Here is an 18,086-nt window from a genome sequence, read left to right as displayed (position 1 = left end):
CTGATATCCGGTTCGTCAGTGGCAATGTGCGGCAACGGTCTCGATCGCGGCCGAGGAGCCCGTGAGCGGGAAGGCCGCGGGCGGAATGCGGCCTTCGACCTCGGCAATCGAGAGGCTACGCCCACTCTTCAGGATGTTCGTCAGCGGGTCGCCGGACTTCCAGTAGACCGCCATGGCGCCGTCCATCGCCTCGAACACGGCGTCGTGCCTGACCTCGAGGTCGCCGATGACAAGCGTCAGGACCGTGGAGAAATCCGGATTGCCGTCCGGCGGATAGTTTTTGGCATTTTGCGGCGGATACCAGCGCAGCGCGAATTCGCCGCCACCGCAGGTCAGATCGAGCGTCTGCCGGTCTTCGCCTTCTCCCGAACAGACCTCGCCGGTCATCTCTGATCCGCCTTCGGCCTCCAGCATGCGCGCCGACCATGTGCCGCTGCACTCCTCGGCGGCAGCAGAGAAGGGCAGGGCGAGAAGCGGCAGGAGAAGGAGACGTTTCATCTGCATCAGCCGGGTGTTGAACGATTGCCGTCCAGCATTGGCCAGATTCGCCGGCCCGTCCACCAAAAAGAAAAGGCGGAGCCGAAGCCCCGCCTTTCCGAGATAGTCCATATTCCAGGAAGCGATTAGCGCTTCGAGAACTGGAACGAACGGCGGGCCTTGGCCTTACCGTACTTCTTACGCTCGACGACGCGGCTGTCGCGGGTCAGGAAGCCGCCCTTCTTCAGAACGGAGCGCAGGCCCGGTTCGAAGTAGGTGAGCGCCTTGGAGATGCCGTGACGAACAGCACCGGCCTGGCCGGAGAGACCGCCGCCGGTAACGGTGGCGACGACGTCGAACTGGCCGTTGCGGGCTGCCGCTGCGATCGGCTGCTGCAGGATCATCTGCAGAACCGGACGGGCGAAGTAGCCGGTGAAGTCCTTGCCGTTGACGGTGATCTTGCCGGTGCCGGCCTTGACCCATACGCGTGCGACGGCGTTCTTGCGCTTGCCGGTCGCGTAGGAGCGGCCGAGATTGTCGACCTTGCGGACGTGAACCGGTGCTGCGTTTTCAGCGGCGGTTTCGCCTGCGAGGTCCTTCAGGGAAGAAAGATCAGCCATTATCAGGCGCTCCTTACGTTCTTCTTGTTCAGCTTGGCCACGTCGAGGGAGACCGGCTGCTGGGCTTCATGCGGATGGTTCGTGCCGGCATAGACGCGCAGGTTCTTCATCTGGCGACGGCCGAGCGGGCCGCGCGGGATCATGCGCTCAACAGCCTTCTCGATGACGCGCTCCGGGAAGCGGCCTTCGATGATCTGGCGAGCCGTACGTTCCTTGATGCCGCCCGGATAGCCGGTGTGCCAGTAGTACTTCTTGTCGGTGTACTTCTTGCCGGTCAGGACGGCCTTCTCGGCGTTGATGACGATAACGTTGTCGCCGTCGTCCACGTGAGGGGTGTAGGTAGCCTTGTGCTTGCCGCGCAGGCGCATCGCGATGATGGAAGCGAGGCGACCGACGACGAGACCTTCGGCGTCGATGATGACCCACTTCTTCTCCACCTCAGCGGGCTTCTGGGAGAAAGTTGCCATAATAATTCTCTCTTTGTCTGGTCCCCTGCAGCCGAAGCCACGGGGGCGTTTCTTGTTGCTTGATTTGGCAGCGCAGTGCGCACCAAAAAGAATGCGAGCCGAAGGAGGCCCGCAATCTGGCGCGCTTATAGGCGAAGTCGAGACACTGGTCAACATGCGCGAATTCCGCGGTCGTAAAATAAAGCATTTGAAAACAATGCTTTAGATTTGTGGTATTATAAAACCACACTTTTGTGCGTCGTCTCGTCGCGCGGTGGCGACGTTGGGCCCATGCCCTTTGGGAGCTTTTGCAGCGCGCCTGCGAAGAATGAGCGCGAAGTGCATCGGTCAAAAATGGCGTGGGTTTGCGAACGTAAATAGAACGTAATACACACATATGCAGAACAAAATTGCCAAGGGAGTAAGGCCAATGTCGCTCGATCGTCGCATATCGCTCGTCACGCTCGGAGTGGAGGACGTGGCCCGCTCCACCGCCTTTTACGAAAGGCTCGGCTGGAAGAAGTCTTCCGCCTCCCAGGATGCTGTGACCTTCATCCAGCTCAAGGGTACTGTGCTCGGCCTGTTTTCGCGCGCGTCGCTGGCCGAGGATGCCGGCGTCGAGGATACCCCGCCCGGTTTTTCCGGCGTCACGCTTGCACACAACGTCGCCAGTCCGGCCGGCGTCGATGCGGTGGTCAAGTTCGCCGTCGCAAATGGCGCGACGCTGGTCAAGTCGCCACGCAAGGTCTTCTGGGGCGGCTATTCGGGGTATTTCGCCGATCCGGACGGCCATCTGTGGGAAGTGGCCCACAACCCTTTCTTCCCGCTCGACGAGAGCGGCCACGTCGTCCTGCCGGACTGAGTGTGGGCGGTTCCGGCGGGGCGTAAGCAATTCGTTAGGAAATCGGCTTATGCTAACAGGCAGGGAAATGGACGGGGAGCCATCGCGGTTCCGGTTGTGACCGGGACGGGAAGGAGTTGCCATGAACCATGATGCCTATTCTTCCGACTATATCCGGGACATCCTGACGTCCTGCAAGACGATGGCGCTCGTCGGCGCATCGGCTGACGAGCATCGCCCGAGCTACAATGTCATGGGCTTCCTGCTCGGCAAGGGTTACCACGTCCTGCCGGTCAATCCGGCCCATGCCGGCGAGCAGATCCTCGGCCAGTTCTGTTATGCAAGCCTATCCGAACTGCCCGAGCCGGTCGACATGGTCGACGTGTTCCGCGAGGCCAGCCACTTCAAGGACGTGGTCGACGAGGCGGTGGCGATGATCCCGCGGCCTAAGGTCATCTGGGGCCAGTTGACTGTGCGCGACGACGTCGCCGCGGCCAAGGCGGAAAGGGCAGGCATCAAGGTCGTCATGGACCGCTGCCCGGTCACCGAGTTTCCGCTGCTCTATCACGCCCTGCACGGCTGATCGCTGGAAAAGCCTTGCTCAGTTGTCCCGGTTGAACGGGAAACGGAACAGCCGCTGTCGCTCCTTGCACAGCCTGACGGGGCAGGCGGATGTGTCCCTGGCCGGAACCGTCACGCGCTTGGCGTATTCCCGCGGATAATCACAATAGCCGCTGTCGCGCACGTAACGATCATAGCGCGTCAGGCCCGCCACGTTCTTCGACGGATAGCGCAGAATCGCCGCACCCTCGCGCGCCAGCTTCGACTGGATCGCGGCGCACTGCATCTGGGTCGTGTTGTAGCGTGAAATCGCCAGCGCCGGCGTCGCGGCTATGGCAAGTGTGAGTGCTGAAAGAACGAGGCGGTTCATGATGGTCTTCTCCCAGAGCAAGGTCATGCCTAGATAGAGCTATAACTGTCATTGAATTGTGGCGGTTCCATAGATTGCTGAAAGGCCCGACACATGAACCATGATCACTATGACGACACCTATATCGCCGACATTCTGAAGAGCGTCAAAACCATCGCTCTGGTCGGAGCCTCGCCGAACACCGCGCGCCCCTCCTATCGGGTCATGCGCTTCCTTCAGTCGAAGGGATACCGCGTCATCCCGGTCAATCCGGGCCAGGCAGGCAAGGAGATCAACGGCGAGATCGCCTATGGTCGGCTGGCCGATGTTCCAGAAGCGGTCGACATGGTCGACGTCTTCCGGGCGAAGGAGTTTCTCGATGGCGTCGTCGACGAGACGCTCGCCATAGAGCCGAAGCCTGCCGTGATCTGGGGGCAGCTCGAGATCCGCGACGACAAGGCGGCCGCCAAGGCAGAGGCCGGCGGACTGAAGGTCGTCATGAACCGATGCCCGGCGATCGAATATCCGCGGCTGATCGGCTGACGCCGGTCACCTATTCGTACAGCATATCCGGTTCGGCGCGCATGCCGTTCAGTGCGTCCGAGTTTCCGCAATAGCTCTTGAAGTGCTGGTCCGCCTGGCCCTGTCCCAGGTCGCGCCGGCATTGGGCCTTGGAAGGGCAAAGCGCGCATGTGACCTGCATGTCGCGGAATTCGGCAGGATGTTCGAGCTCGACCTCCACCGGATCGATATTGAGCGCGCGCATCATCTCCGGCATTTCCGCCGCCGCATTCGGCGGTTTGCGGGCGAGTTCCAGGAAGTCGGTAGCCGGCAGTCCGCAGTCGTGCGCCAGCCGGTGGAGATCGTACTCGCAAAGGCCCGCAAGTTCGCTGCTCTGCCGCGCCGGGCGGCTTTCCCACCATTCGCTGATGCGATCGAGAATGTTCTGCTGCGCGTGTGTCATGCCCTTCTCCTTCAGATGTGCAGAGAATGGAGGCGATGGGCGGCGCCGGCATTGATCCGTGTCAAATCGGCAGCATGCGTGAAGGCGGATTGCAATTGCCGTTTGAGGGATAAATGGCTACACATCCAGCAACACAAAAAAGATCGAAAGGGAGTATCGCATGAGTTCGGAAAATCCTGGTTTCAGCACGATGGCAGTCCACGCCGGCGCGGCCCCCGACCCGACGACGGGAGCCCGCGCGACGCCGATCTATCAGACCACGTCGTTCGCCTTCCGCGACGCCGACCATGCGGCCGCTCTCTTCGGCCTGCAGGAATTCGGCAACATCTACACCCGCATCATGAACCCGACGCAGGCCGTGCTCGAAGAGCGTGTCGCAGCGCTCGAAGGTGGCACGGCGGCTCTCGCGACCGCTTCCGGCCATGCCGCCCAGCTCCTGATCTTCCACACGCTGATGCGCCCGGGCGACAACTTCATCGCCGCCAACCGGCTTTACGGCGGCTCGATCAACCAGTTCGGCCACGCCTTCAAGAGCTTCGACTGGCAGGTCCGCTGGGCAGACGCGTTCAATCCGTCGTCCTTCGAGGCGCTGATCGACGAGCGCACGCGGGCGATCTTCATCGAAAGCCTTGCCAATCCGGCTGGCACCTTCACCGACATCGCAGCGATCGCCGCCGTCGCCCAGAAGCACGGCATTCCGCTGATCGTCGACAACACCATGGCGACGCCTTACCTCGTGCGTCCGCTGGAACATGGCGCCGACATCGTCGTCCACTCGCTGACGAAGTTCATGGGTGGCCACGGCAATTCCATGGGCGGCATCATCGTTGACGGCGGCGCCTTCGACTGGTCGAAGTCCGGCAACTACCCGATGCTGTCCGAGCCGCGTCCAGAATATGCCGGCATCGTCCTGCATCAGACCTTCGGCAACTTCGCCTTCGCGATCGCTTGCCGCGTCCTCGGCCTGCGTGACTTCGGACCGTCGATCTCGCCGTTCAACGCCTTCATGATCCAGACCGGCATCGAGACGCTGCCGCTGCGCATGCAGCGCCATTGCGACAACGCGCTTGCCGTTGCCGAATGGCTGAAGAAGCACGAGAAGGTCGCCTGGGTCAGCTATTCCGGCCTTTCCGACGATCCGAACAACGGCCTGCAGCAGCGCTACTCGCCGAAGGGCGCAGGCGCCGTCTTCACCTTCGGCGTCAAGGGCGGCTACGAGGCCGGCAAGAAGCTGGTCGAGACGCTGAAGCTCTTCTCGCATCTCGCCAATATCGGTGACACCCGCTCGCTGGTCATCCATCCGGCATCGACCACGCACCGGCAGCTGTCGGAAGAACAGCAGATTGCCGCCGGCGCCGGTCCGGACGTCATCCGCCTCTCGGTCGGCATCGAGGACGTGAAGGACATTATCGCCGATCTCGACCAGGCGCTGGCAGGCGTGTGAGCAAAGACAAGGAACGCCGGAGACAATCGATGGACAAGATGCTGCGCTTCGATCTTGATAGCGTCGAGCCGGAGGAGGGCGCTCCGGCGCCCGACCGGCTGATCTCCGGCGATCCGCAATTCCGCACCTGGAACCTGGAGGAGGCCGATGGCGGCCTCTATGCCGGCGTCTGGGAAGCCACCCCCGGCAAATGGAAGATCGTCTATGACGAGTGGGAATATTTCCACATCCTCGCCGGCCACTCCATCGTGACGGAAGAGGGCGGCGAACCCGTCCACCTCAAGACGGGTGACAGCATGGTGCTGCGACCCGGCTTCAAGGGAAGCTGGGAAGTCGTTGAAACGACTCGCAAGGATTACGTCATCCGCCTCTGAAGCCTCCGCTCCGGATCAGGCCGAAATACTCAGTCTGGCGCAAGGGCGTCCGCCGCCTTTGCGACTTGCCATGGACAATTTGTGGGTATATACCCGTACCGATGAGCCATGAGTGTTATTGCATCGCGCTGCGCAAGATCTCCAGACGTCTGACCGCCATCTACGATGAGGCTCTGGCACCGTTTGGCATCAACGTATCGCAGTTCAGCCATTTGCGGACGATTAGGCGACGGCAACCGGTATCGTTAAGCGATCTGGCGGTGGCGCTCGATCTCGACCGTTCGACCGTCGGGCGCAACACCAAGGTCCTTCAGCGCATGGGGCTGCTCGCCGTCGTGCCGTCGGAGGATTTGCGCGAAAGCGCGCTGGCGTTGACCGGCACGACCGAAAGCCTGCTCGAGGCGGCCGGACCCGTCTGGGATGCGGTGCAGGCGCGCGTGGAAGAACACATCGATGCCACGGAGCTGGACCGGTTGCTCGGCAACCTGAACGCAATGTGACCTGCGCAGATAGAATTTGCTTGTTTACGGGTATATACCCGCACCTAGAAGGGACAATCTGATGATTTCGACAAGAGTTGCGGGATATTTGCAGGCGAGGGGCATTCACTACGGCTGGGTGGTCGTTGCCATCACCTTCGTCACGATGCTGGCAACCGCCGGCGCCATGGGATCGGCCGGCGTGCTCATTCGACCGCTGAGCGTCGAATTCGGTTGGACGACAGAGGAGATTTCCACCGCCATGGCGATCCGCCTGATGCTGTTCGGGCTGCTGGGCCCGTTCGCCGCGGCGCTGATGAACCATTTCGGCATCCGCAACGTGGTCATGACGGCCATCGTGCTGATCAGCGGCGGAATATTCCTGTCATTCTTCATGACCGAGCTGTGGCAGCTGATCGCGCTCTGGGGCTTCGTCGTCGGCATCGGAACCGGCATGACGGCCCTGGTGCTGGGGGCAACGGTCGCGACCCGCTGGTTCAATGCCCGCCGTGGCGTCGTCGTCGGGCTGATGACCGTCAGCAATGCCACCGGGCAGTTGATTTTCCTGCCGCTCCTGGCAAGCGTCACCGAAGCCTATGGCTGGCGCACGGCCCTGTCGCTCATCGTCGTCGTCCTCCTGCTCGCCATGCTGGCGATCCTCGCATTGATGCGCAATTATCCCGCCGATCTCGGTCTGGCTCCCTATGGCAGCCAGGAGATCGAACCTGCGCCGGCGCGCACCGAGGACTTCGCCCATCTGGTCAGCCGCCCGATCGAGGTCCTGCGGGAATCGATCCGCCGTCCGGTCTTCTGGGCGCTGTTCTTTTCCTTCTTCGTCTGCGGCCTCAGCACCAACGGCCTTATCCAGACCCACTGGATATCGATCTGCGGCGACTACGGGATCGTCGCGGTGGCCGCAGCCGGCATGCTCGCCATGATCGGCGTCTTCGACTTCATCGGAACGCTGGGCGCCGGCTGGCTTTCGGATCGGTTCGACAACCGTTGGCTCCTGTTCTGGTTCTACGCTCTGCGCGGCCTGTCGCTGATCTTCCTGTCCTTTTCGGGTTTCGATTACGTCACCCTGTCAGTCTTTGCGGTCTTCTACGGACTGGATTGGGTGGCCACCGTGCCGCCGACGGTCAAGCTGACGGCTGCAAATTTCGGGCGCGAAAAGGCCAATATCGTCTTCGGCTGGGTGTTCGCCGCGCATCAGCTGGGTGCGGCGACGGCGACATTCGGGGCCGGCTTCATCCGCACTGACTTCCAGACCTTCATGCCGGCCGTCTATATCGCCGGCTTCGCCTGCCTGCTCGCCGCCGTGGTGGTCCTCGGCATCGGACGGGTCAGGAGGGCCGGCGGCCGCGTCGTCGAGGCTCCGTCGGCATGACGGGCCTGCACCACTGACTGATGACGTCGGGTCCACCTGAAGTGAAGCCGGGCGGCTGTATGGCGCTGCGGCCCGGCTTCAACTTGGCCTGGGAAGTCTTTGAAATGACTCCCAAAGACTATGTCATCAGACTGTGATGCCTTTACCTCGGCATCGAGCGCTCACGCCGCGCTTTGCGCCGCAGCCTTTTCGTGTTCAGCCGCCATGACGGCGTCTTCCTCCGTGACCTTCTTGAAGGACGGACGGGCGGTGACGCGGTCGATATAGGCGCGAAACACCGGCCGCTCCTCGACAATGCCGAACATGGTCGTCCACTGCAGGGCAATCCCCCACAGGACATCCGCGACGCTGAACCGGTCGCCGAGCAGATAGGGACCAGACGTCAGCGCGTTTTCGATTGCACCGAGCATGCTGTCATAATCGCTGTAGACCGTGAAGTTCCGCATTCCGGGCTCCCGGTTCATCGACTTGTCGACGACGGCGGGTTCGAAGCAGCTGCCATAGTAGACGATCCAGCGCAGGAAGGCGGCACGGTCGACCTCGCCGATCGCCGGCGTCAGCCCGGCTTCCGGAAAGAGGTCGGCAAGGTACAGATAGACCGCCGGCTGTTCCGTCACGAATGCGTCGCCGTGACGGATCGCTGGCACCTTGCCGAGCGGGTTGATGGCGAGATACTCCGGCCTGCGCTGCTCCTCGGCCTTCATGTTCAGCACATGCAGCCGGTAGGGTGCGCCGAGCTCTTCCAGTAGCACCCGCACGCCGGTCGCCCGGGTCTGCGGCGAATAATAAAGGGTGATCGGTTCCCTGGTGGGCATGGTCTTGTCCTTTCCCGTTTGTGAAGGTCGATGAGGGCAGGGTACGGCGCCATACCTGTCAGTTTTTGTCAGGTTGGTTTAGGATAATCTCCGCACACGGAGATTTTTCGCTATGCGGGCAAGCCGTCTCATCAACATACTGACCACCCTGCAGGCCCGGGGGCTGGTGACGGCCGAGACGCTCGCGGCTGAAAACGAGGTGTCGGTCCGGACCATCTACCGCGATGTCGATGCGCTGTCGGCGGCCGGCATTCCCGTCTATTCGGAGCGCGGATCGGAAGGCGGCTACCGACTGCTGGACGGCTATCGCGTCCGGCTGAACGGCCTGTCTCCGGGAGAGGCGGAAGCCATGTTCCTCTCCGGCTTGCCGGGAGCGGCGGCCGACCTCGGGCTCGGCACGCTGATGGCCGGTGCGCAGAAGAAGCTGACGGCGGCGCTCCCCGAGGAACTGCGCCAGAGCGCCGCCCGCATGCAGCAGCGCTTCTATCTGGACGCTCCCACCTGGTTCGGGGAGAGCGAGCAGCCGCTGCATCTCCAAGCGATCGCGGACGCGGTCTGGAACATGAAGCGGGTACGCATGCGCTATCGCACCTGGGAGGAGGAGAAGACCCGCGCGGTAGAGCCTCTCGGCGTCGTGTTGAAGAGTGGCGCCTGGTACATGGCGGCGAACGCGGGCACGGGCGAGCGGGCAGGCGTGCGGACCTATCGCATTTCCCGCATCCAGGACCTCGTCGTCACGGAAGAGCGCTTCGAGCGACCGGCCGATTTCGACCTCACGGACTACTGGGACGAGAACACCCAGCGCCTCGAGGCGGAGCTTCATCCCAACATCGCAACCTTGCGCGTTTCAAGATGGGGCCTGAGGCTCCTGGAACATATCTCGCCCTTCTATGTCCGTAGCCGCATTGCCGTGACGGAGCCGGAAGATGCGGACGGCTGGCGGACCATCACGCTGCCCTGTGGCGGCATTCAACAGGCGACGTCGGAATTCCTGCGACTGGGCAGCGAGGCGGAGGTGGTCGCACCGCGGACCTTGCGGGAGGCGATCGGCGAGCAGGTCAACGCATTACAGAAGCGCTATTCGGCGGAAGCCTCATAGCGGGGACGCCCCTTCTCACCACTCCAGGTCCAGCCTTTCGAGCCCGTGAAAATGGTAGACGTCCTTGACCACCGGCGTTTCGGCGATCCGCATGCCCGGCAGCCGTTCGAAGAGGATCGGCAGGGCGATGTTGAGTTCAAGTCGGGCAAGCGGCGCGCCGATGCAGAAGTGGATGCCGGCACCGAAGGAAAGGTTCGGCGCTTCCTTGCGGTCCGGCTTGAAGGTCAGCGGATCGGTGTATTTCTTCGGATCCAGGTTGGCGGCGGCGAGGATCAGGGCGATCTCGTCGCCGCGCTTCAGGTGCACGCCATCGATCTCGACGTCCTCCAGCGCCCAGCGCTCGAACACATGCACGGGCGCGCAGATGCGCAGGCATTCCTCGACGGTCAGTTCCGTCGCCGCCGCATCGCCAAAAAGCGCTTTCGGGTCGAGGCCGCTTTCTAGGATGACGCGCATCGAATTGCCGATCTGATGGACCGTCGCCTCGTGGCCCGCGTTCAGGAGCACGATGGTCGTCGAAATCAGCTCGTCCTCGGTCAGGTACTGGCCTTTGTGCTCGGTGTGGATCATGTGCGACATCAGGTCGTCGCGCGGGTGCGCGCGACGTTCGGCGATCACTGTGCGCAGATAGTCGGAGAACTCCTTTGCCACCCGGTTGGCGGCGATCTCGTCCGCCTCGGTGCGGTTGAACATGTACATGCGCACATAGGCGTGCGACCAGTCGAGCAGGGTGCGGCACATATCGTCCGGGATGCCGATCATCCGCGCGATGATCGTCACCGGTATGATCTCGGCAAAGCGCGACAGCAGTTCCGTCCGGCCATCCTTCTCGAAACCGTCGATCAGCGAATGGGCGAGGGCGGCAATCTCCGGGGCCAGTTTCTCGATGTGGCGCGAGACGAAGGCGCGGTTGACCAGTGTTCGCAGCCGCGTGTGCTCAGGCGGCTCGATGGCCAGCAGCGAGTGCGCCTCGGACTGCACGAAGTCGGCGATATGCGGCGGGTCGGCCGCCAGTCCGAGTTCCTCACGGCTGGCGATATGGGTGATCTGCCGACCGAACCGCCGGTCGCGAAGCAGTCCGTTGACGTGATCATAGCTCGAAAAGAACCATTGCTTTCGCTCCTCCCAGTAGAAGGTGGGGCAGGCGGCCTGAATGCGGGCATAGACTGCATTCGGGTTGCCGTAGAAGGCCGGGTTTGCAGCGTCAAGCGAGACGCGACGGCTCTCGCCGTCGATTGTGAGGAAGTCTGGTGATGTCATGGCGAGCGGTGTAGCGGATTTTGAAAACGGCCGATAGCGCTCACGCCGTTTTTCAACCGGCCTGCAGAACGGGCGGACGAAGCGGTGGCCGTTCCTTTGCATCCAGGCCGAACTCGGGGCCGCCCGGGTCGTTGGCCACCGTGTCTTCGCCGGCCTCGCGGCGGACGACATGCACCGCGCCGTCATGCAGCACGGCGCAGCGATTTCGGCCGCGCGCCTTCGCCTCGTAGAGGGCGGCATCGGCGGCGTGCATCAGGTCGCTGACGTCGGCTTCATCGTTCGGCATCAAGGCGATGCCGATGCTGACCGTCGCTCTGATGGTGCCCGATTTCGTCTGATGGTGGGTCGATCCGAAACGCATGCGGATGGCTTCCGCATGGGCCACGGCTTCGTGATGGCCGGAAACCGGAATGGCGGCGACGAACTCCTCGCCGCCGCTGCGGGCGAAAATGCCACGGTCGCCGATTGCGTCCCGGGCCAGCGTCGCAAACGACGTCAGCACCTGGTCGCCCGCATCGTGGCTGTGGAGGTCGTTGATCTGCTTGAAATGGTCGAGGTCGAAGACAAGGATCGCGACGAGCGGCACGTGCCTGCCGTGCTCGAGCATCGGCGCGAATGCCTCCTCGAGCCCGCGCCGGTTCAAGGCGCCGGTCAGCGGATCGCTGCTCGCCAGGTGTCGCAGGCGGGTCTGGGACATGTCCATGACGATGCTGGCCCAGGTGACGACCATGGCGATCAGCCCGGCCGCGCCGATCCCGCCGCACAACGGACCGACGGAAAGGTCGAGAATGTCTGCCGGCTGCTCGATCGCAACACAGACCGAAACGACGGCGGCGTTGACGGCAAACATGATCCACAAGCCGCTGATGATGTGCCGCTGGACAGTGCGTCCGACAGGAATGGAAAGCGACGACCAGGCGAGCATCACGCAGCCGCCGGCCATGGATACGCCGTAAAGGGCCGCTCTGTAGACGAGATTGTCGTGAGCGCCGGGCAGTTGCATGCCGATCAGCCAAACGGCGACGGGAAAGAGGATGTTCGGCGGCACGGCGCGGCCCGACAGCTTGTGCATGCCGACCAGCCAGAAGCTGATGCTCCACAGTGTCAGGGCGTTGGGAAACTCGACCGGCAACAATCCGGGCGTCTGGCTGTTGATAGCCAGGGCAATGATGCCGGCGGTTCGAAACGCAAAGCCGATGCTCCAGTAGAGATAGAAGGAACTGCGCCGCGAATTCAGCCATACGACGAGAAGCAGCACTGACAGTGTCAGTGTTTCCACCGTCAGAAACAGCAATCCGATGCGGAGGTCGGGCAAAGTCGTCAGGGGCCTGTTCGTTGCGTAACGTAAGGCTACGACCGTTTGCATTGACAGATGCTTAAAGCGGCCGGATGGCCCCGATTAAAATTTGACAACAGGTCCACGAAAGCCCACGCGTGTCTCGTTGGCGGACAGGGTGCCCGTATACCGGAGGCCGCATGTGGAAATTCAGTCTTGCTTAACCACGTCCGGAGTGAAAACCGGTGGGGTGGTTTCTGCGTAACTGGTAATTAATGCAGCACTTGGGAAAAAGACCGCGACCACTGGAGCCGATTTGCCTGCAAAAAGCCGGGATAACGCTTTTCAAGCTTATCGGGCGCATCTCTTGAAGTTGCGTACCCCGACACTCTATGTAGGGATTGGATGAATTTACTGATTCCGGGCGCGAGCCGGGAATACGTTGGATAAAAGGAAGCAAATGAGAAACCCAGTTGATACCGCCTTGGCCCTGGTGCCGATGGTCGTCGAGCAGACCAACCGCGGGGAACGCTCCTACGATATCTATTCCAGGCTTCTCAAAGAGCGGATTATCTTTCTGACGGGCCCCGTGGAAGATCATATCGCGTCGCTGGTCTGCGCGCAGCTGCTGTTCCTGGAAGCGGAAAACCCGAAGAAGGAAATCGCTCTCTACATCAATTCTCCGGGCGGTGTCGTCACCTCCGGCATGGCGATCTACGACACGATGCAGTTCATCCGGCCGGCCGTGACGACGCTCTGCATCGGTCAGGCCGCGTCCATGGGCTCGCTGCTGCTCGCCGCCGGCGAGAAGGGCATGCGGTTCGCCACCCCGAACGCCCGCATCATGGTCCACCAGCCGTCCGGCGGGTTCCAGGGCCAGGCGTCCGACATCGAGCGTCACGCCCGCGACATCCTGAAGATGAAGCGTCGGCTTAATGAAATTTACGTGAAGCATTGCGGGCGTACCTACGAGGAAGTTGAAACTTCGCTCGACCGCGACAATTTCATGGATGCCAATGAAGCCCAGGATTGGGGCCTCATCGACAAGGTACTGACGTCGCGCGCCGAGATCGAAGGCGACGCTGCGTGAAATGACGATTGACCGGCGCCCGGGCCGCCCTCGAAATATTTTGGGGGATGGCCTCGGCTCAAAAACCGGTTAATAGTGCGTCTTAAGGCTATGTTGAAGTTTTGTGACATAGCTTTTGGGTTTCAGGGGAATGCGTTGCCTCCGGAATTCAAACACGAAAAGGTTTGGTTCCGGTCAGTGCCCCTGAAAACGAGGCTGGTGGTGGCGAAGAGACCGAATGGGCCCCCATCAGCGGCGATTAATGTGCGCGAAACCTTTTCGTTCGGAAAGCGTCGCGTCGTGCTGGAAGGGAATAGGATATGAGCAAGGTCAGCGGCAGCAACGGCGGTGACTCCAAGAACACCCTCTATTGTTCGTTCTGCGGCAAGAGCCAGCACGAAGTCCGGAAACTGATTGCCGGACCGACGGTGTTCATCTGCGATGAATGCGTCGAATTGTGCATGGATATCATCCGTGAAGAGAACAAGTCCTCGATGGTCAAGTCCCGTGACGGCGTTCCCACGCCGCAGGACATCATGGAGGTCCTCGACGAATACGTGATCGGTCAGAAGGGCGCCAAGCGCATCCTGTCGGTCGCGGTACACAATCACTACAAGCGCCTCGCGCATGCCTCGAAGGGCAGCGACGTCGAGCTTGCAAAGTCGAACATCCTGCTTGTCGGTCCGACCGGCTGCGGCAAGACCTACCTTGCGCAGACGCTAGCCCGCATCATCGACGTGCCGTTCACCATGGCCGACGCGACGACGCTGACCGAAGCCGGCTATGTCGGCGAGGATGTCGAAAACATCATCCTGAAGCTTCTGCAGGCTGCCGACTACAACGTCGAGCGGGCGCAGCGCGGCATCGTCTACATCGACGAAGTGGACAAGATCAGCCGCAAGTCCGACAACCCCTCGATCACCCGCGACGTGTCGGGCGAGGGCGTTCAGCAGGCGCTTCTGAAGATCATGGAAGGCACTGTCGCTTCCGTACCGCCGCAGGGTGGCCGCAAGCATCCGCAGCAGGAATTCCTGCAGGTGGACACGACCAACATCCTGTTCATCTGCGGCGGCGCCTTTGCCGGCCTCGACAAGATCATCTCCGCCCGTGGCGAGAAGACCTCGATCGGCTTCGGTGCCACCGTCAAGGCTCCGGATGATCGCCGCGTCGGTGCCGTCCTGCGCGACCTCGAGCCGGAAGATCTGGTGAAGTTCGGTCTCATCCCGGAATTCATCGGCCGTCTGCCGGTTCTGGCGACGCTCGAAGACCTCGACGAGGATGCGCTGATCCAGATCCTGTCGGAGCCAAAGAACGCGCTCGTCAAGCAGTACCAGCGCCTGTTCGAGATGGAAGACATCGAACTGACTTTCCACGAGGATGCGCTGCGCGAGATTGCCCGCCGGGCGATCATCCGCAAGACGGGTGCCCGCGGTCTGCGCTCGATCATGGAGAAGATCCTGCTCGACACCATGTTCGAACTGCCGACGCTCGAAGGCGTTCGCGAAGTTGTGATCTCCGACGAGGTCGTGACCGGTGCGGCCCGTCCGCTCTACATCTATGCCGACCGGCAGGAAGAGAAGGCCAACGCGTCCGCGTAAGGCCCCGTCTCTCAGTAAAGATCAAAAGGCCCGCCACTGCGCGGGCCTTTTGCTTTGAATATGTCGCAAAACGGGTTGGAATCTGCGCTTAGCCATTGAAAAGCCGAGCTTTGCCGTTGCGGTCCACCACCAATCCGGTGAAAGATGGACCGAATCCATTTGCGGCCTGTGCGGGTGCTGTGCGTGTGATATCGGCAAGCTCCGGAACAGGTGGCTCGGTTAGCCTTCATTTGAGGCTTCGGGCTCGGGGAGACCAGGGTCGTGGGGACGGGCGATGCCCTTGAAAACGACCATGCGATACTCCAACTGTTAGGAAACAACCGATATCGCCTGGAAGCCTCCCAAGCCTTGGCGATTGTTCCGGAAACGGAACCCTTGAAAGGACATGAAATGACGAAAGAAACGTCAGCTGCAAAACAGGCAACGCTGTATCCGGTGCTGCCTTTGCGCGACATCGTGGTGTTCCCGCACATGATCGTGCCGCTCTTCGTCGGCCGTGAGAAGTCGATCCGTGCGCTTGAGGAAGTCATGGGCTCGGACAAGCAGATCATGCTTGTCACCCAGCTCAATGCCGGTGACGACGATCCGGATCCGTCCGCCATGTACGATGTCGGCACTGTCGCCAATGTGCTGCAATTGCTGAAACTCCCCGACGGCACCGTGAAGGTGCTGGTGGAAGGCAAGGCGCGCGCATCGATCAGCGGCTATGGCAGCCGCCCGGAATACTACGAAGCCGTTGCCGAAGTCCTGCCCGAGCCGGGCGACGATCCGGTCGAGGTGGAAGCGCTTGCCCGCTCCGTCGTCTCCGAGTTCGAGAACTATGTGAAGCTCAACAAGAAGATTTCGCCGGAAGTGGTGGGCGCCGCCAGCCAGATCGACGACTATTCCAAGCTCGCCGATACGGTCGCCTCGCACCTGTCGATCAAGATCACCGAGAAGCAGGAGATGCTGGAAACCACCAGCGTCAAGGAACGCCTCGAAAAGGCGCTCGGCTTCATGGAAGGCGAGATCTCCGTCCTGCAGGTGGAGAAGCGCATCCGCTCGCGCGTTAAGCGCCAGATGGAGAAGACCCAGCGCGAGTACTATCTCAACGAGCAGATGAAGGCGATCCAGAAGGAACTGGGCGACGCCGAGGACGGCCGTGACGAGATGGCCGAACTGGAAGAGCGCATCAAGAAGACGAAGCTTTCCAAGGAGGGCCGCGAAAAAGCGGACGCCGAACTGAAGAAGCTGCGCCAGATGAGCCCGATGTCGGCCGAAGCCACCGTCGTGCGCAATTACCTCGACTGGCTCCTGGGTCTGCCCTGGGGCAAGAAGTCGAAGATCAAGACGGACCTCAACCTCGCCGAAAAGGTGCTGGAAGAGGATCACTTCGGTCTCGACAAGGTCAAGGAACGCATCGTCGAATATCTCGCCGTGCAGGCCCGCGCCTCGAAGATCAAGGGGCCGATCCTGTGCCTCGTCGGCCCTCCCGGCGTCGGCAAGACCTCGCTTGCCAAGTCGATCGCCAAGGCGACCGGCCGCGAGTACATCCGCATGGCGCTCGGCGGCGTTCGCGACGAAGCCGAAATCCGTGGCCACCGCCGCACCTATATCGGCTCGATGCCCGGCAAGGTCATCCAGTCGATGAAGAAGGCGAAGAAGGCCAATCCGCTCTTCCTGCTCGACGAAATCGACAAGATGGGCATGGATTTCCGTGGCGATCCGTCCTCGGCACTTCTCGAGGTGCTCGATCCGGAACAGAACTCGACCTTCATGGACCACTACCTGGAAGTCGAGTACGACCTGTCGAACGTGATGTTCATCACCACGGCCAACACGCTCAACATTCCGGGTCCGCTGATGGACCGCATGGAGATCATCCGGATCGCCGGCTACACGGAAGACGAAAAGGCCGAGATCGCCAAGCGGCACCTGCTGCCGAAGGCCATCCGCGAACATGCGCTGCAGCCGAAGGAATTCTCGGTCAGCGACGACGCGCTGATGGCGGTCATTCGCCAGTATACCCGCGAGGCCGGTGTGCGGTCCTTCGAGCGCGAGCTGATGAAGCTCGCCCGCAAGGCCGTGACCGAGATCATCAAGGGCAAGGTCACCAGCGTCAACGTGACGGCGGACAACATCCATGACTACCTCGGCGTGCCGCGGTTCCGTCATGGTGAAGCCGAGCGCGAGGATCAGGTCGGTGTCGTCACCGGTCTTGCCTGGACGGAAGTCGGCGGCGAACTGCTGACGATCGAAGGCGTGATGATGCCGGGTGGCAAGGGCCGCATGACGGTGACCGGCAACCTGAAGGACGTGATGAAGGAATCGATTTCGGCAGCGGCCTCCTATGTCCGCTCGCGGGCGATCGATTTCGGCATCGAGCCGCCGCGTTTCGACAAGGCTGACATCCACGTCCACGTTCCGGAGGGTGCTACCCCGAAAGACGGCCCGTCGGCAGGCGTTGCCATGGCGACCGCCATCGTCTCGATCATGACCGGCGTGCCTGTCTCCAAGGACGTCGCGATGACGGGTGAAATCACGCTCCGCGGTCGTGTCCTGCCGATTGGCGGCCTCAAGGAAAAGCTGCTCGCGGCTCTTCGCGGCGGCATCAAGAAGGTTCTCATTCCGGAAGAAAACGCCAAGGATCTGGCCGACATTCCGGACAATGTGAAGAACAACATGGAGATCATTCCGGTCTCGCGGATGGGCGAGGTGCTCGAGCACGCGCTCGTTCGCAAGCTCGAGCCGATCGAGTGGGAACCGCCGGCAGACGTGCCTGCAATCGCAGGCAAGGACGCTGCCGACGATTCGGCCGGCACGATCGCGCATTGAGTGCGGCGCGGCCACCTCGTGACCGCTCTGTGACCGAAGTGATACATTTTACCGAAAGGCCGGCATTCATGCCGGCCTTTTTTGTGAAATACGAACGAAAAACGCTTGCTTTTCCCTGCGTAGCAAGGCTTTTGGCTTGCAGCAGGCGATAGCTCCCCTATGCTCTCGCCGAGCTTGATAATGAGTCGTTTCATACCAATGAAAGGGGTGGAA

The 18,086-nt window shown here is 61.7% G+C and carries 19 protein-coding genes; 11 read left to right on the top strand and 8 right to left on the bottom strand.

What is annotated here, in order from left to right; genetic code table 11:
• Positions 1-15: 15 nt before the first annotated feature.
• The 3 genes from NN662_RS12120 to rplM all read right to left on the bottom strand — a co-directional run bounded on the left by NN662_RS12120 (position 16) and on the right by rplM (position 1,564).
• Positions 16-498, bottom strand: coding sequence for a hypothetical protein (locus NN662_RS12120; protein ID WP_261930503.1), 483 nt, complete (start codon positions 496-498; stop codon positions 16-18).
• Positions 499-623: 125 nt separating this feature from the next.
• A complete protein-coding gene (rpsI, locus tag NN662_RS12115) occupies positions 624-1,097 on the bottom strand; it encodes a 30S ribosomal protein S9 (protein ID WP_261930502.1) in 474 nt (157 codons plus the stop codon).
• A 2-nt stretch (positions 1,098-1,099) separates the two neighbouring features.
• The gene (gene rplM, locus NN662_RS12110; protein WP_261930501.1) at positions 1,100-1,564 is read right to left on the bottom strand and encodes a 50S ribosomal protein L13; all 465 of its coding nucleotides are present in this window, start codon (positions 1,562-1,564) and stop codon (positions 1,100-1,102) included.
• A gap of 409 nt (positions 1,565-1,973) precedes the next feature.
• Between rplM and NN662_RS12105 the strand changes: the two genes are divergently transcribed.
• Both NN662_RS12105 and NN662_RS12100 read left to right on the top strand, forming a co-directional pair.
• The gene (locus NN662_RS12105) at positions 1,974-2,405 is read left to right on the top strand and encodes a VOC family protein (RefSeq protein WP_261930500.1); all 432 of its coding nucleotides are present in this window, start codon (positions 1,974-1,976) and stop codon (positions 2,403-2,405) included.
• Between the two features lie 121 nt (positions 2,406-2,526).
• Positions 2,527-2,967, top strand: coding sequence for a CoA-binding protein (locus tag NN662_RS12100; RefSeq protein ID WP_261930499.1), 441 nt, complete (start codon positions 2,527-2,529; stop codon positions 2,965-2,967).
• 18 nt (positions 2,968-2,985) lie between these two features.
• Here the strand turns inward: NN662_RS12100 and NN662_RS12095 are convergent, their stop codons facing one another.
• Positions 2,986-3,315, bottom strand: coding sequence for a hypothetical protein (locus NN662_RS12095; protein ID WP_261930498.1), 330 nt, complete (start codon positions 3,313-3,315; stop codon positions 2,986-2,988).
• Between the two features lie 93 nt (positions 3,316-3,408).
• On the opposite strand from NN662_RS12095, the gene NN662_RS12090 reads away from it, so the two are divergent.
• Positions 3,409-3,837, top strand: coding sequence for a CoA-binding protein (locus NN662_RS12090; protein WP_261930497.1), 429 nt, complete (start codon positions 3,409-3,411; stop codon positions 3,835-3,837).
• Between the two features lie 10 nt (positions 3,838-3,847).
• Here the strand turns inward: NN662_RS12090 and NN662_RS12085 are convergent, their stop codons facing one another.
• Positions 3,848-4,258, bottom strand: a complete 411-nt coding sequence (locus NN662_RS12085; protein WP_261930496.1) for a DUF6455 family protein — start codon at positions 4,256-4,258, stop codon at positions 3,848-3,850.
• 160 nt (positions 4,259-4,418) lie between these two features.
• Between NN662_RS12085 and NN662_RS12080 the strand changes: the two genes are divergently transcribed.
• From NN662_RS12080 to NN662_RS12065, 4 genes are all read left to right on the top strand, one after another.
• Positions 4,419-5,702, top strand: coding sequence for an O-acetylhomoserine aminocarboxypropyltransferase (locus tag NN662_RS12080; RefSeq protein ID WP_261930495.1), 1,284 nt, complete (start codon positions 4,419-4,421; stop codon positions 5,700-5,702).
• 29 nt (positions 5,703-5,731) lie between these two features.
• The gene (locus tag NN662_RS12075; protein WP_261930494.1) at positions 5,732-6,076 is read left to right on the top strand and encodes a cupin domain-containing protein; all 345 of its coding nucleotides are present in this window, start codon (positions 5,732-5,734) and stop codon (positions 6,074-6,076) included.
• A gap of 101 nt (positions 6,077-6,177) precedes the next feature.
• Positions 6,178-6,576 (top strand): MarR family winged helix-turn-helix transcriptional regulator, encoded by a 399-nt coding sequence (locus tag NN662_RS12070; RefSeq protein WP_261930493.1) that lies wholly within the window; start codon positions 6,178-6,180, stop codon positions 6,574-6,576.
• Between the two features lie 61 nt (positions 6,577-6,637).
• Positions 6,638-7,942: an MFS transporter gene (locus tag NN662_RS12065; RefSeq protein WP_261930492.1), complete on the top strand. Its 1,305-nt coding sequence runs from the start codon at positions 6,638-6,640 to the stop codon at positions 7,940-7,942.
• A gap of 161 nt (positions 7,943-8,103) precedes the next feature.
• Here the strand turns inward: NN662_RS12065 and NN662_RS12060 are convergent, their stop codons facing one another.
• Complete coding sequence (locus tag NN662_RS12060) at positions 8,104-8,757, bottom strand: glutathione S-transferase family protein (RefSeq protein WP_261930491.1); 654 nt, start codon at positions 8,755-8,757, stop codon at positions 8,104-8,106.
• 112 nt (positions 8,758-8,869) lie between these two features.
• Between NN662_RS12060 and NN662_RS12055 the strand changes: the two genes are divergently transcribed.
• The gene (locus NN662_RS12055; protein ID WP_261930490.1) at positions 8,870-9,856 is read left to right on the top strand and encodes a helix-turn-helix transcriptional regulator; all 987 of its coding nucleotides are present in this window, start codon (positions 8,870-8,872) and stop codon (positions 9,854-9,856) included.
• Positions 9,857-9,871: 15 nt separating this feature from the next.
• Here the strand turns inward: NN662_RS12055 and NN662_RS12050 are convergent, their stop codons facing one another.
• On the bottom strand, positions 9,872-11,116 hold the full coding sequence (locus NN662_RS12050) for a cytochrome P450 (protein WP_261930489.1): 1,245 nt from the start codon (positions 11,114-11,116) through the stop codon (positions 9,872-9,874).
• A 52-nt stretch (positions 11,117-11,168) separates the two neighbouring features.
• Positions 11,169-12,431 (bottom strand): GGDEF domain-containing protein, encoded by a 1,263-nt coding sequence (locus NN662_RS12045; RefSeq protein WP_261930488.1) that lies wholly within the window; start codon positions 12,429-12,431, stop codon positions 11,169-11,171.
• A 421-nt stretch (positions 12,432-12,852) separates the two neighbouring features.
• On the opposite strand from NN662_RS12045, the gene clpP reads away from it, so the two are divergent.
• From clpP to lon, 3 genes are all read left to right on the top strand, one after another.
• The gene (clpP, locus tag NN662_RS12040) at positions 12,853-13,482 is read left to right on the top strand and encodes an ATP-dependent Clp endopeptidase proteolytic subunit ClpP (protein ID WP_261930487.1); all 630 of its coding nucleotides are present in this window, start codon (positions 12,853-12,855) and stop codon (positions 13,480-13,482) included.
• 299 nt (positions 13,483-13,781) lie between these two features.
• A complete protein-coding gene (gene clpX, locus NN662_RS12035; protein ID WP_261930486.1) occupies positions 13,782-15,059 on the top strand; it encodes an ATP-dependent Clp protease ATP-binding subunit ClpX in 1,278 nt (425 codons plus the stop codon).
• A gap of 390 nt (positions 15,060-15,449) precedes the next feature.
• On the top strand, positions 15,450-17,873 hold the full coding sequence (gene lon / locus NN662_RS12030) for an endopeptidase La (RefSeq protein ID WP_261930485.1): 2,424 nt from the start codon (positions 15,450-15,452) through the stop codon (positions 17,871-17,873).
• The last annotated feature ends 213 nt before the right edge of the window (positions 17,874-18,086 follow it).

This window comes from Rhizobium sp. NRK18 (assembly GCF_024385575.1).
Classification (GTDB): domain Bacteria; phylum Pseudomonadota; class Alphaproteobacteria; order Rhizobiales; family Rhizobiaceae; genus JANFMV01.
The sequence above is the reverse complement of the archived record's forward strand: the minus strand, read 5'-3'. Positions and strand labels throughout refer to the sequence as shown.